A 13,175-nucleotide genomic window follows, 5' to 3' on the forward strand; every position below is an offset into this window, starting at 1 on the left:
GCCCTGCAACCCCAACCAGCAATGCCGCCCGCGCTGGCGCCACGACCATCATTGCACTAACAATCAAATTGGACCCGTCCGTGGGGGCCGATCAGAGCCACTGTCAGAATTTCTTGCAAGCGGGATCAAGTGAATTGTCCGGCGGATCGGCGGCCGGAAGAGCCACCCGGAATTGCACCGGGTCCTGATGACTTATGGGGTTTTACCTAACCTGTTTGATACTGCGGCGCAATATCGCAGGCGCACAAAAACGCGGTGCGATACAGGTCTGTCTGCGCGATCCGGCACACGCTCGCTGCACATGCCGGATCACGGGATGTCAATGGTTCAAAGGCTCATGGTCGCGGCAACGGCGGATTTCCAGGCGCCGTATTTGCGCTGGCGCTCGTCTTCGCCGATGGCAGGCTCGAAGCGCTTTTCGATGGCCCAGCTTTCGGCAAAGCCCTCCATGTCCGGATAGACGCCAGCCGCCATCCCCGCGAGCCAGGCAGCGCCCAGCGCCGTTGTTTCCAGCACCTGCGGCCGGTCAACCGGGGCGCCGAGGATGTCGGAAAGGAACTGCATGGCCCAGTCGCTGGCGCTCATGCCGCCATCGACGCGCAGCACGGGCTTCCCGGCTGCATCCGTCCAGTCCACCTGCATGGCTTCCAGCAGGTCCCGGGTCTGGTAGCCGACGCTTTCCAGCGCCGCCTTGGCGAACTCGGCGGGACCGGAGTTGCGGGTGAGGCCAAAGATCGCGCCGCGGCAATCCGGGCGCCAGTAAGGCGCGCCGAGGCCGGTGAAGGCGGGCACCATGATCACGTGCTGGCCGGGATCGGCCTGTTCGGCCAGAGGCTGGGTTTCCTTGGCTTCGCGGATGATCTTCAGCCCGTCGCGCAGCCACTGCACCACGGCACCGGCGATGAAGATGGAGCCTTCCAGCGCATAGGTGCGCTTGCCGCCGATCTGATAGGCGACAGTGGTGAGCAGCCGGCTCTGCGAAACAACTGGTTTGTCACCGGTGTTGAGCAGGGCAAAGCAGCCGGTGCCATAGGTGGACTTCAGCATACCCGGCTTGAAGCACGCCTGCCCCACGGTCGCGGCCTGCTGATCACCGGCCACACCCATGATCGGGATTTCGTGGCCGAATAGATCGGCGCGGGCATTGCCGTAATTGGCAGCACAGTCCTTCACTTCCGGCAGCATTCCCATGGGAATATCGAGAAGCTTGCAGATTTCTGCGCTCCACTCCCCCTTGTGAATGTCGAACAGCAAGGTGCGGGCGGCGTTGGTGGCGTCCGTTGCATGAACGGCGCCTGCCGTCAGCTTCCAGATGAGGAAGCTGTCGACCGTGCCGAACAGCAGATCGCCCTTTTCAGCGCGGGCGCGTGCCCCCTCCACGTTGTCGAGGATCCACTTCAGTTTGGTGCCGGAGAAATAGGGGTCGAGCAGCAGGCCGGTGCGGGCGCTGACCATGGCTTCATGGCCTTCGTCCTTCAGCTGGCGGCACAGGTCTGCCGTGCGGCGGTCCTGCCAGACGATGGCGTTATAAACCGGCTGGCCGGTGCTCCGGTCCCAGACCAGCGTCGTTTCACGCTGGTTGGTGATGCCGATGGCGGCAATATCGCGGCCCGTGCGCCCGGCGCGCTCAATCGCAGCGCGGCAGGAACCGGCCGTCGTCGACCACAGATCCGCCGGATCATGCTCCACCCAGCCGGACTGGGGATAGATCTGCGGAAATTCCTCCTGCGCGCTCGCAACCACCTTCATGTGCTTGTCGAAGAGGATCGCGCGGCTCGAAGTCGTGCCCTGGTCAATGGCAAGAATATGGGTCAAGTCAGCCTCCTCGATTGCACCAGCCGCAGAAGCCCCCTCCGCCATGGCGTGTGAGACGGGAGCATCTTGTTGTTCGATGAAACCGGGCTCCGCGGCGGTTTCCGCCAGGATCCGGTCAGCCCAGAGGCGGGACCTTACGGCCCCGCCCCTGATTGTCGATAGCTAATTACTTATTTCCACGAGGCAATCAGCTCATCATAGGAAACGGTAATCGGCTGCTCCTTCTCGTCCGGGATCTTGCGCTTGGGCGCACCCGGCTGGTCGAACCAGAACTCGGCGCTTTGCTCCTCGTTCAGCTTCGGGCCGATATCGCCCTGCACGCCTGCACGCTCCAGGCGCTCAAGCACCTTTTCCTGCTCGGCGCAAAGCGCATCCATGGCTTCCTGCGGGGACTTTGCACCGGAGGATGCATCACCGATGTTCTGCCACCACAGCTGAGCCAGCTTCGGGTAGTCCGGAACGTTGGTGCCGGTCGGCGACCACTGCAGGCGGGCGGGCGAGCGGTAGAACTCGATCAGACCACCAAGCTTCGGAGCGCGTTCGGTGAAGCTGTCATGCGCAAGAGTGGATTCGCGGATGAAAGTCAGGCCGACATGGCTCTTCTTCACATCCACGGTCTTGGAGGTGACGAACTGGGCATAGAGCCAGGCCGCCTTGGCACGGTCAACCGGAGTGGACTTCATCAGCGTCCAGGAGCCAGCGTCCTGATAGCCCACCTTCATGCCCTCTTCCCAGTACACGCCATGCGGCGAGGGAGCCATGCGCCACTTCGGCGTGCCGTCCTCGTTCATGACCGGCAAGCCCGGCTTGACCATGTCGGCGGTAAAGGCGGTGTACCAGAAGATCTGCTGAGCAATCTCGCCTTGGGCAGGCACCGGGCCGGCTTCGCCGAACACCATGCCGGCAGCGGCCGGAGGCGCATACTTGTTCAGCCACTCGATGTATTTGGCGATCGAGTAGACCGCAGCCGGGCCGTTGGTGTCGCCACCACGGGCCACGCACGAGCCGACCGGCTGGAAGTTCTCGTTGACGCGGATGCCCCATTCATCGACCGGAAGGCCATTCGGCTCGCCCTTGTCGCCGGCACCGGCCATCGACAGCCAGGCATCGGTGAAGCGCCAGCCGAGAGACGGGTCCTTCTTGCCGTAGTCCATGTGGCCATAGACTTTCTTGCCGTCGATTTCCCGGCCGGTGAAGAACTCGGCGATATCCTCATAAGCCGACCAGTTCACCGGCACGCCGAGCTCGTAGCCGTACTTTTCCTTGAAGTCCGCCTTGTTCTTCTCGTCGTTGAACCAGTCATACCGGAACCAATAGAGGTTCGCGAACTGCTGGTCGGGCAGCTGGTAGAGCTTGCCATCCGGGCCGGTCGTGAACTTGAGGCCGATGAAGTCATTGAGATCGAGGCCCGGATTGGTGACATCCTTGCCTTCGTTCGCCATCCAGTCGGTCAGGTTGCGGGCCTGCTGGTAGCGCCAGTGGGTGCCGATCAGATCCGAGTCATTGATGTAGGCGTCGTAGATGTTCTCGCCCGACTGCATCTGGGTCTGCAGCTTCTCCACCACATCGCCTTCACCGATCAGATCATGGGTGACCTTGATGCCGGTGATCGCAGTGAAGGCCGGGGCCAGCACCTTGGCTTCGTATTCATGGGTGGTAATCGTTTCGGAAACGACCTTGATGTCCATACCCTTGAACGGAGCGGCAGCGTCAATGAACCACTGCATCTCGGCTTCCTGTTCGGCGCGTGACAGCGCCGACATGCCGCCGATTTCCGCGTCGAGGAATTTCTTTGCTGCCTCCATGTCAGCAAAGGCGCTTCCGCTTCCAACCAGCATGGCGAGCGCCATAGCGGTGGAGGTGTAAAACACTCTCATTCCATTTCCTCCCGAAGTTTCATGATCGTGAGATCAGGTTACCTGCCCGTCAAACCCAGCGGAAAACCGCAAGGGCATAGACGAGACAGGCGATCAGAGCCCCCCACAGGGGAGCGCCGAAGGCGGCGAGCCAGCCAAGCGTGATGAAGGCTGAGCCCAGAAGGGTTATGAAGAGACGGTCTCCCCGGGTCGTCTCGATCCGCAGCACACCGGTGCGCGGCGTCTCCGGAAAGCGGATCGCCAGCACGGTGAAGATCACCAGCAGCGCCGCTATCGTCGCGAAGAAAATCGCGGTCGGAGCAGTCCAGGCCATCCAGTCCATATCTGTTCTCCCTCAGATCAGACGCGGCCCAGGGCAAAGCCCTTGGCGATGTAGTTGCGGACGAAGTAGATCACCAGCGCACCAGGGATGATGGTCAGCACACCGGCAGCTGCCAGCACGCCCCAGTCCATTCCCGACGCCGATACCGTGCGGGTCATGGTGGCCGCGATCGGCTTGGCATTCACCGAGGTGAGCGTGCGCGACAGAAGCAGCTCGACCCAGGAGAACATGAAGCAGAAGAAGGCGGCCACGCCGATGCCGCTCGCGATCAGCGGCATGAAGATCTTCACAAAGAAGCGGCCGAAGGAATAGCCGTCAATATAGGCTGTCTCGTCGATTTCCTTCGGCACACCGCGCATGAAGCCTTCCAGGATCCAGACCGCCAGCGGCACGTTGAACAGACAATGCGCCAGGGCGACGGCGATATGCGTGTCGAACAGTCCGACCGAGGAATAGAGCTGGAAGAAGGGCAGCGCGAACACCGCGGGCGGGGCCATGCGGTTGGTCAGCAGCCAGAAGAACAGGTGCTTGTCGCCGAGAAACGTGTAGCGCGAGAAGGCATAGGCCGCCGGCAGCGCCACGGTGATCGAGATCACCGTATTCATCACCACGTAGATCAGCGAGTTGACATAGCCCATGTACCAGCTCGGATCCGTCAGGATCGTGATGTAATTGGCCAGCGTCGGCTTCTGCGGCCACATCGAGAAGGTGGACAGGATCTCCGTGTTGGTCTTCAGGCTCATGTTGACGAGCCAGTAGATCGGCAGCAGCAGGAAGATCAGATAGAGAGCCATCACCACGGCACGCGAGCTGATGCCAATTCGGGCAGAGCTGCGGCGCCGGGCGGGGATGGCAGCGGTCATGGTTGCGGCCCCCATCAGAAGCCCTCCCTTTTGTCGAGGTTGGTCATCACGGTGTAGAACACCCAGGAAATCAGCAGGATCACGAGGAAGTACATGATCGAGAAGGCAGCGGCCGGGCCCAAGTCAAACTGGCCGAGCGCCATCTTGACGAGGTCGATGGACAGGAACGTCGTCGAGTTGCCCGGTCCGCCTCCCGTCACCACGAAGGGCTCGGTGTAGATCATGAAGCTGTCCATGAACCGCAGCAGGATGGCGATCATCAGGACGCCCTGCATCTTGGGCAGCTCGATGTAGCGGAACACGCTCCAGCGGCTGGCCTGATCGATCTTTGCTGCCTGATAATAGGCATCGGGGATCGACTGCAGACCGGCATAGGCCAGCAGCGCCACCAGCGACGTCCAGTGCCAGACGTCCATGACGATGACTGTGGCCCAGGCGGCGGCGGCATCCTGCGTATAATTGTAGGAGATGCCCAGGCCATGAAGCGTCGCGCCCAGCAGGCCGATATCGACACGGGCAAAAATCTGCCAGATCGTGCCCACCACATTCCACGGAATGAGCAGCGGCAGCGCCATGAGGACAAGGCAGAACGAGGCCCAGAAGCCCCGCTTGGGCATGTTGAGAGCGATGAAGATACCGAGCGGGATCTCGATGGCGAGGATCACGGCCGAGAAGATCATCTGGCGGCCAAGCGCATCCCAGAGGCGCTTGGAATGCAGCATGTCATCGAACCATTCAACGCCGGCCCAGAAGAACTTGTTGTTGCCGAACGTGTCCTGCACCGAATAGTTTACCACCGTCATGAGCGGGATCACCGCCGAGAAGGCGACGAGCAGAAGCACGGGAAGGACCAGGAACCAGGCCTTGTGATTGACTGTCTTTTCCATCAGGCCACCTCCCCCGTAACGCGCCAGCTGTTGGCATAGACATTGACATGCGCGGGATCGAACACCACGCGGGTCATGCCGGATGTGACGGGGTCGCTTTCGCCCGCAATGATGTTGATGTCAGCGCCGAAGAACTCGGCCCGGACGATCTTGTGCCGCCCCACATCCTCGACGCGGCGCACCTTCACCGGCAGGCCTTCGCTTTCCGACAGGCGCACGAACTCGGGCCGCACACCGATCTGGATCTTGCCGTCCAGACCGGAATAGCCGTGGCCAAGCGGAATGGTTGCCCCGTTCACATAGGCCGAGTTGCCCTCGACCTTGGCATCCATCAGGTTCATGCCCGGCGAGCCGATGAAATAGCCGACGAATGTGTGGGCCGGCCGTTCGAACAGTTCCTGCGGCGTGCCGATCTGCACCACCCGGCCGTCATACATCACCACCACCTTGTCGGCGAAAGTCAGCGCCTCGGTCTGGTCATGCGTCACATAGATCATCGTGTGGCCGAACTCGTGATGCAGCGACTTCAGCTGCGTTCTGAGTTCCCACTTCATGTGCGGGTCGATCACGGTCAGCGGCTCGTCGAAGAGCAGCGCGTTGACGTCCTCCCGTACCATGCCGCGGCCGAGGGAAATCTTCTGCTTGGCATCGGCGGTCAACCCGCGGGCCTTGCGGTCCAGCACCTCTTCCATGCCGATCATCCGGGCAATCTTCTGCACGCGCTCGGCGACATAGGCAGCGCCCGCCCCCCGGTTCTTCAGCGGAAACGCCAGGTTTCCGCGCACCGTCATCGTGTCGTAGACGACCGGGAACTGGAACACCTGCGCAATGTTGCGTTCCGCCGTCGCCTTCCCGGTGACATCGGTGTCATTGAACAGGATGCGGCCCTGGCTCGGCACCAGCAGGCCGGAGATGATGTTGAGGAGCGTGGACTTGCCGCAGCCGGACGAACCGAGCAGCGCATAGGCCTCACCATCGTTCCAGACGTGATTCAGCTCCTTGAGCGCAAAGTCGTTCTCGTTCTTCGGGCGCGGATTGTAGGAATGGGCGAGATTGTCGAGTGTGATCTTGGCCATGGGTCCCTCCTCACGCCGCCAGCGCATAGGCGGCCGGAGCCACCAGCGAACCGTCCCGTCCGAAGACATAGACATGGGAAGGATCGAGATAGACCTTGAGCGCCGTTCCCAGGGCCAGGTCATGCACGCCATGCACAAGCCCCACCCAGCGCTCGCCATGGTGCTCCAGATGCACGAAGGTCTCCGACCCGGTGATCTCCGTGACCATCAGATGCGCCGTGAATTCCATGGCATCGGCGCTGTGCCGGTGCAGTTCCAGATGATTGGGGCGGAAGCCCGCGATATAGCGGCCATCGCTCAGATCCGACAGCTTTCCGGCGGCCGGGATCGACTGGCCGTCACCGAACATCAGCCGGGCCCCGGCCTTGGCGATCTGAAGGAAGTTCATCGGAGGATCGGAGAAAACGCGCGCCGTCGTTGCGTCAACCGGGCGCCGGTAGACCTCCGGCGTCGGGCCGAACTGGGTCACCCGGCCCTGCCAGAGCGCCGCCGTGTTTCCGCCAAGCAGCAGTGCCTCTTCCGGCTCCGTCGTCGCATAGACGAAGATCGAACCGGATGCCTCGAAGATCTTCGGGATTTCGACGCGCAATTCCTCGCGCAGCTTGTAGTCGAGGTTGGCGAGCGGCTCATCGAGCAGCACCAGACCTGCATTCTTAACAAGCGCACGTGCCAGCGCACAGCGCTGCTGCTGGCCGCCCGAGAGCTCGAGCGGCTTGCGCTGCAGCATCGGGGTGAGCTTCATCATCTCGGCGGTCTGACGCACCGCCCTGTCAATGTCCGCAGCGGGCTTGCCCATCAGCCGCAGCGGGCTGGCAATGTTGTCATAGACGGTCATTGCCGGATAGTTGATGAACTGCTGATAGACCATGGCGATGGCGCGATCCTGCACCCGCACACCGGTCACGTCCGTGCCGTTCCAGAAGATCCTGCCCGAAGACGGCTGATCAAGGCCGGCCATCAGGCGCATGAGTGACGTCTTGCCGGCCGAAGTCGGTCCAAGCAGGACGTTCATGCTGCCCTCACGCAAGGTAAGGTTCGTTGTGTGGATGTGCGTCTGCCCACCCACGACCTTGGAGACATTCTCCAGGACCAGGGTCATGTATTCCCTCCTCCCAATTCCTCCTACTGAGCTGCAGCCTCCCCAAGCCGCAGCGCACAGGTACTCTTCATCCACGCATCCAGAGCCGCCACCTCGGCAGCACTCAGACGCAGGCCCAGTTTCGACCGGCGCCACACCACATCCTCGGCGGTGCGCGCATATTCCTTTTCAATCAGCCAGTTGACTTCCCGCTCGGTCAGGTTCCATCCGAAGTGACGGCCAAGGTCCTCCACCTTTGCCGCTCCAGCCAGAATACCCGCCGCCTCGGTGCCATATGCCTTCACCAGGCGCGTGGCCCAGCGCTCGTCGAGGAACGGATACTCGGCGCGCAGGTCCGCAATCAGCTTCGCAACGCCCAGCACCGGAAAGTCACCGCCCGGAAGCGGCACACCGGCTGTCCATGCCCCGGCCGTGCCGGGGAAATAGGGCACGATCTTTTCCAGCGCATGCTCGGCGAGCTTGCGGTAGGTGGTGATCTTGCCGCCGAAGACATTGAGCAGCGGCGCACCGCCTGTCTCTTCCACCTTCAGCACGTAATCGCGGGTCGCCGCCGTCGCCGACTTGGCGCCGTCATTGTAGAGCGGGCGCACACCGGAATAGCTCCAGACGATATCATCAACCGTCACCGGGCGCTTGAAATAGCCGGAAGCGAATTTCAGCAGATAGTCGCGCTCCTTCTCGGTACAGACCGGCTTGACGCCCGGATCCGGATGGTCGGCATCCGTGGTGCCGATCAGCGTGAAATCCGTCTCGTAGGGAATGGCGAAAATGATGCGGCCATCTTCGCCCTGGAAGAAGTAACACTTGCCGTGGTCGAAGAGCTTCTTCGTGACGATGTGGCTGCCACGCACGAGGCGCACGCTTTCCTGCGAATTGGAGTGCACCGTGTTGCGGATCACATCCCCGACCCAGGGGCCACCGGCATTGATCAGCATCTTTGCCTTGCGGCTGGTGCGGGCGCCGGTGCCGCGGTCTTCCAGCACGATCGACCACAGGCCATCCACGCGCTCGGCGGAGACCACACGGGTACGCACCATCACCTCGGCGCCGCGCGCCTCAGCGTCACGGGCATTCAGCACCACAAGGCGCGAGTCCTCGATCCAGCAGTCGGAATATTCATAGGCCTTGGCGAAGCGGTCCTGCAGCGGCTCCCCCTCGGGAGCGGACGTCAGATCGACCGTCGTGGTGCCGGGCAGGATCTTGCGGCCGCCCAGATTGTCATAAAGGAACAGGCCGAAGCGGATCAGCCACGCCGGGCGGCGGCCCTTCATCCAGGGCATTACCATGTTCAGCAGCTTCGAGGTCGGCGTTTCGCCCTCGAAGCGCATATCCTTGTGATAGGGCAGCACGAAGCGCATCGGCCAGCTGATATGCGGCATCGCCTCCAACAGCGTTTCCCGCTCGATGAGCGCCTCGCGCACCAGCCTGATCTCGAAATATTCGAGATAGCGCAACCCGCCATGGAACAGCTTGGTGGAGGCCGAAGAGGTGGCAGATGCCAGGTCGTTCATCTCGGCCAGCGCCACGGACAGGCCGCGCCCCGCCGCATCACGGGCAATGCCGCAGCCATTGATGCCACCGCCGATGATAAAGAGATCGACCACCTGGTCTTGCTGCGACGTCACGGGCACGTGCCTCCTGAAACCGGACATTTGTGAAAACAAACGAACCACAAGACGTAGGCTTTCGTCAATCGCTGATTTTCGTTTCTGTTCGTTTTTGTTTTCTCACGCTGCGGCAAACACTTGACCGGCGCCAGCCAGCCAAAACGCTCCACGGAAGAGCCACGCTGCAGAACAGCATGAATTTCTTGTGCATTGCACATCCGTTCCCGCACTGCAGAAAGCCCCGCACATTTCCGGCAAGCATTCGCCCCGCGCCTGAAACTTGAAAAAGGGAACCAAACCGAACATATTGCGCATCCCAAAAGGAATATGCCGTGTCCCAGAGCTTCCGCCAGCCCGAGATTCTCGAACTCGCCCGCCAGCAGGGGAAAGTCACCGTCGAAGGGCTTGCCGCCCATTTCGGCGTGACCGTGCAAACCATCCGCCGGGATCTGGCCGATCTCGCCGACAGCGGCCGGCTTGAGCGGGTGCATGGCGGCGCGATCCTGCCCTCCGGCGTCTCCAACATCGGCTATGAGGACCGGCGCAGCCTGAACCGTGAGGCAAAGGCCGCCATTGCAGAGGCCTGCGCGAAGGCCATTCCGGAAAACACGTCGGTGTTTCTCAACATCGGCACCAGCACGGAAGCTGTTGCCCGCGCCCTGCTGCATCACCGCAATCTCATGGCTGTGACCAACAACATGAATGTCGCCAATATCCTTGCCGCCAACCCGGACTGTCAGGTCATTGTGGCAGGCGGGGCCTTGCGGCGCACCGATGGGGGCCTGGTCGGCACGTTGACCATGCGCACCATCGAACAGTTCCGCTTCGACTTTGCCGTCATCGGCTGCTCGGCGCTGGACGAGGACGGCGACCTGCTGGACTTCGACATTCAGGAAGTCGGCGTCAGCCAGACCATCATCCGGCAGGCGCGCAAGACATTTCTGGTCAGCGATCACTCCAAGTTCCTGCGCGGCGCGCCCGTGCGGATTGCCTCGCTGAGCGAGATCGACACCTTTTTCACCGACCGGCCGCTCTCTCCTGCCCTCAGCACACGCTGCCGGGAATGGGGTACGAAGACGGTGATCTGTGGCGGATAAACCGCCGCTAAGGCTTTTCGCAAGAAAGAGGGTGACAGCCGCCGCTGCTGCGGCTACCTCCTCGCTTATGCCGCGGTGCGGCAATCCTTTCGCCAAGGGCATCAGCCCCGGAACAGGCCGGCAGAAGTGCCGTCCATCCTTGTGGAGTGACACCATGAGCCACACCCTGATTGCACCCTCCATGCTGGCCAGCGATTTCTCGCGCCTGCGTGACGAGATCCGCGCCATCGACGGCGCCGGTGCCGACTGGATCCACCTGGACGTGATGGATGGCCATTTCGTGCCCAACATCACCTTTGGCCCGGACATCATCGCCGCCATGCGCCCGCACACCGCCAAGGTGTTCGATACGCATCTGATGATCGCCCCTTGCGATGCCTATCTGGAGGCCTTCGCCAAGGCGGGCTCCGACATCATCACCGTGCATGCAGAGGCAGGTCCCCATCTCGACCGCTCCCTGCAGGCCATCCGCAATCTGGGCAAGAAGGCCGGCGTCTCGCTGAACCCGGCAACGCCCGAAAGCGTCATCGAATATGTGCTCGACCGGCTGGATCTGGTGCTGGTGATGAGCGTCAATCCCGGCTTCGGCGGACAAAAGTTCATTCCTGCCGTGGTGGACAAGATCGCCCGGATCAAGGCCATGATCGGCAGCCGCCCGATCGATATCGAGGTGGATGGCGGCGTCACCCCCGAAACCGCGCCTCTTGTGACGGCGGCCGGCGCCAACGTTCTGGTGGCCGGTTCCGCCGTGTTCAAGGGCGGCACGCCCGAGACGGCCTCCCAATATGCTGCGCAGATCGAGGCCATCCGCAGCGCGGGCAACGCGGCAGCCAAGGCATGAAGGCGGTCATCTTCGATCTGGACGGCACGCTGGTCGACAGTGTGCAGGCCGTCACGGACATCGGCAATGCGCTAATGGCCGAACTGGATCTCGCCCCCCTCTCCGTTACCGAGACCCGCAGCTATATCGGCAACGGCGCAGCACGCTTCATCGAGCGGGCGCTGGCCGCCCGCGGCATCAGCGGCGACGCAAGCCTGCTGGCGGCGCGGGTGGAGCGCTTTGAAGAGCTTTATGCGCAGGCCCCCGGCAGCGCCAACCCGCCTTTCCCCGGCGTGGAAGCGGCCCTTCACGCGCTGAAGGCGCGCGGCATCCGTCTGGGGCTTTGCACCAACAAGCCCGGCGCGCCAACGCACAATCTGGTCGCGGCCCTCGGCTGGAGCGACTTCTTCGACGTGGTGGTGACGGGTGACACCCTGAGCACCCGCAAGCCGGATCCGGCCCCCCTCGCCTATGCGGCCAAGGTGCTGGCCCTTTCGCCGGAAGATCCGGGCTTTGCCTATGTGGGCGACAGCGAAGTGGACGCGGAAACCGCCGTGGCGGCCAAGGCGCGCTTCTTCCTCTTCACCGAAGGCTACCGCAAGAGCCCGGTGACGGCCTTGCCGCATGAAGCCGCCTTCAGCGACTTCGCAGACCTGGAAGCTCTGCTGAACGGCTGATCAGTAGCCCCGCTGGCGGTCCACCGCCGGCGGTATTTCTCCCCGCTCGAAATAAGCCGACAGATTGGCCGCCACGATCCGTGCAGCCGTCGCCGGTGTTGTCGGGGCGCTGATGTGCGGCAGCACTGTGACCGACGGATGGCTCCAGCAGGGATTGTCCACCGGCAGCGGCTCCTGCGCAAAGACATCCAGCACCGCATGGGACAGATGCCCCTCATCAAGGGCAGCCAGCAGCGCAGGCTGGTCCACAATCGGCCCCCGGCCAAAATTGATGAGTCCAGCACCGCGCGGCAGCATGGCAAGACGAGCCGTGTTGAGCAGGCCGCGCGTATCCGGCGTCAGCGGCAGCAAGACGACAACGATATCCGAGCGCGACAGCACCCGCTGCAGCCCCTCCTCACCGCTGAAACACTCCGCCCCCTCCACTTCGGCAGGCGTGCGGCTCCAGCCGCTGACCGGAAAGCCATTGGCCAGCAGGCGCCGCGCCGCAGCCTTGCCGAGGTTCCCCAGCCCGAGAATGCCGATATGCCGGTCAGCGGCAAGGCGCGGCAAGGCTTCGGCCCAGATCTTCTCGCGCTGCTGCGCCAGATAGAGCGGAATGTCCCGGTGAAGATAAAGCGAAAAGGCCAGCACCGCCTCGGCCATGGTTTCCGCCAGCTGCGGATCGGTCATGCGGACGATGGCAAAGTCCGTATCGATCAGCTCGCCCAGCAACCGCTCCACCCCGGCCCACAGGCTCTGCACCCAGACAAGGCCCGGCAGCTCATGCAGATGCGCCGGATCCGGATTGGCGACAATGGCCACGCGTGCCGACAGGCGCTCTGCGGCGTCCATGGTGGCCAGCGGGCGCACATCGATCTGCGGCATCAGCCTTTCAAACTGCGCCATCCACTCCGCACGTTCCTCGGCAGACATCCGGGCAATGAAGGGAACGACGGGTTTCATGACGGTGGCACCTTGCGCTTTCAGATTTGCGCCGGATCATGCCTTGCCACAATGCTGCCGCAAAGTGGAAAGTGCCCGCCGGCCGCAAAA

The 13,175-nt window shown here is 62.6% G+C and carries 12 protein-coding genes and 1 other annotated feature; of the genes, 3 read left to right on the top strand and 9 right to left on the bottom strand.

Going from position 1 to position 13,175, the window contains the following annotated elements; genetic code table 11:
* Nucleotides 1–132: 132 nt before the first annotated feature.
* Nucleotides 133–188 (bottom strand) — a sequence feature (sul1 is cis-regulatory element that is thought to sense ions involved in sulfur or methionine metabolism; They are found in Alphaproteobacteria).
* A gap of 139 nt (nt 189–327) precedes the next feature.
* The 8 genes from glpK to glpD all read right to left on the bottom strand — a co-directional run bounded on the left by glpK (nt 328) and on the right by glpD (nt 9,591).
* The gene (gene glpK, locus ASC48_RS13930; protein ID WP_208975727.1) at nt 328–1,860 is read right to left on the bottom strand and encodes a glycerol kinase GlpK; all 1,533 of its coding nucleotides are present in this window, start codon (nt 1,858–1,860) and stop codon (nt 328–330) included.
* A 125-nt stretch (nt 1,861–1,985) separates the two neighbouring features.
* The gene (locus tag ASC48_RS13935) at nt 1,986–3,692 is read right to left on the bottom strand and encodes an ABC transporter substrate-binding protein (RefSeq protein ID WP_055456354.1); all 1,707 of its coding nucleotides are present in this window, start codon (nt 3,690–3,692) and stop codon (nt 1,986–1,988) included.
* 49 nt (nt 3,693–3,741) lie between these two features.
* Complete coding sequence (locus ASC48_RS13940) at nt 3,742–4,014, bottom strand: DUF2160 domain-containing protein (RefSeq protein ID WP_050472524.1); 273 nt, start codon at nt 4,012–4,014, stop codon at nt 3,742–3,744.
* 17 nt (nt 4,015–4,031) lie between these two features.
* On the bottom strand, nt 4,032–4,808 hold the full coding sequence (locus ASC48_RS13945; RefSeq protein ID WP_244270066.1) for a carbohydrate ABC transporter permease: 777 nt from the start codon (nt 4,806–4,808) through the stop codon (nt 4,032–4,034).
* Between the two features lie 83 nt (nt 4,809–4,891).
* Complete coding sequence (locus ASC48_RS13950) at nt 4,892–5,764, bottom strand: carbohydrate ABC transporter permease (protein ID WP_055456355.1); 873 nt, start codon at nt 5,762–5,764, stop codon at nt 4,892–4,894.
* On the bottom strand, nt 5,764–6,840 hold the full coding sequence (locus ASC48_RS13955; RefSeq protein ID WP_055456356.1) for an ABC transporter ATP-binding protein: 1,077 nt from the start codon (nt 6,838–6,840) through the stop codon (nt 5,764–5,766). Before ASC48_RS13955 ends, ASC48_RS13950 begins: the two co-directional genes overlap by 1 nt.
* Before the next feature lie 10 nt (nt 6,841–6,850).
* Nucleotides 6,851–7,939, bottom strand: a complete 1,089-nt coding sequence (locus ASC48_RS13960; RefSeq protein ID WP_055456357.1) for an ABC transporter ATP-binding protein — start codon at nt 7,937–7,939, stop codon at nt 6,851–6,853.
* Between the two features lie 23 nt (nt 7,940–7,962).
* Nucleotides 7,963–9,591, bottom strand: a complete 1,629-nt coding sequence (gene glpD / locus ASC48_RS13965; protein ID WP_055456358.1) for a glycerol-3-phosphate dehydrogenase — start codon at nt 9,589–9,591, stop codon at nt 7,963–7,965.
* 287 nt (nt 9,592–9,878) lie between these two features.
* Between glpD and ASC48_RS13970 the strand changes: the two genes are divergently transcribed.
* From ASC48_RS13970 to gph, 3 genes are all read left to right on the top strand, one after another.
* Entirely contained in the window at nt 9,879–10,643 is a 765-nt protein-coding gene (locus ASC48_RS13970; protein WP_055456359.1) for a DeoR/GlpR family DNA-binding transcription regulator, read from the top strand.
* 154 nt (nt 10,644–10,797) lie between these two features.
* Entirely contained in the window at nt 10,798–11,484 is a 687-nt protein-coding gene (gene rpe / locus ASC48_RS13975; RefSeq protein ID WP_055456360.1) for a ribulose-phosphate 3-epimerase, read from the top strand.
* Nucleotides 11,481–12,140 carry a phosphoglycolate phosphatase gene (gene gph / locus ASC48_RS13980; RefSeq protein WP_055456361.1) on the top strand — a complete coding sequence of 220 codons (660 nt, stop codon included), beginning with the start codon at nt 11,481–11,483 and terminating at the stop codon, nt 12,138–12,140. Before rpe ends, gph begins: the two co-directional genes overlap by 4 nt.
* On the opposite strand, the gene ASC48_RS13985 is transcribed toward gph, so the two are convergent.
* On the bottom strand, nt 12,141–13,085 hold the full coding sequence (locus tag ASC48_RS13985; protein WP_055456362.1) for a 2-hydroxyacid dehydrogenase: 945 nt from the start codon (nt 13,083–13,085) through the stop codon (nt 12,141–12,143).
* Nucleotides 13,086–13,175 lie beyond the last annotated feature (90 nt).

The sequence above is a fragment of the Pannonibacter indicus genome (genome assembly GCF_001418225.1).
Lineage (GTDB): Bacteria > Pseudomonadota > Alphaproteobacteria > Rhizobiales > Stappiaceae > Pannonibacter > Pannonibacter indicus.

What these genes read in the sequence shown, in the direction of transcription:
- glpK (WP_208975727.1), bottom strand. Translation starts at nt 1,860, where the DNA reads ATGGCGGAGGGGGCTTCTGCGGCTGGTGCAATCGAGGAGGCTGACTTG.
- ASC48_RS13935 (WP_055456354.1), bottom strand. Translation starts at nt 3,692, where the DNA reads ATGAGAGTGTTTTACACCTCCACCGCTATGGCGCTCGCCATGCTGGTT.
- ASC48_RS13940 (WP_050472524.1), bottom strand. Translation starts at nt 4,014, where the DNA reads ATGGACTGGATGGCCTGGACTGCTCCGACCGCGATTTTCTTCGCGACG.
- ASC48_RS13945 (WP_244270066.1), bottom strand. Translation starts at nt 4,808, where the DNA reads ATGGCTCTCTATCTGATCTTCCTGCTGCTGCCGATCTACTGGCTCGTC.
- ASC48_RS13950 (WP_055456355.1), bottom strand. Translation starts at nt 5,764, where the DNA reads ATGGAAAAGACAGTCAATCACAAGGCCTGGTTCCTGGTCCTTCCCGTG.
- ASC48_RS13955 (WP_055456356.1), bottom strand. Translation starts at nt 6,840, where the DNA reads ATGGCCAAGATCACACTCGACAATCTCGCCCATTCCTACAATCCGCGC.
- ASC48_RS13960 (WP_055456357.1), bottom strand. Translation starts at nt 7,939, where the DNA reads ATGACCCTGGTCCTGGAGAATGTCTCCAAGGTCGTGGGTGGGCAGACG.
- glpD (WP_055456358.1), bottom strand. Translation starts at nt 9,591, where the DNA reads ATGTCCGGTTTCAGGAGGCACGTGCCCGTGACGTCGCAGCAAGACCAG.
- rpe (WP_055456360.1), top strand. Translation starts at nt 10,798, where the DNA reads ATGAGCCACACCCTGATTGCACCCTCCATGCTGGCCAGCGATTTCTCG.
- gph (WP_055456361.1), top strand. Translation starts at nt 11,481, where the DNA reads ATGAAGGCGGTCATCTTCGATCTGGACGGCACGCTGGTCGACAGTGTG.
- ASC48_RS13985 (WP_055456362.1), bottom strand. Translation starts at nt 13,085, where the DNA reads ATGAAACCCGTCGTTCCCTTCATTGCCCGGATGTCTGCCGAGGAACGT.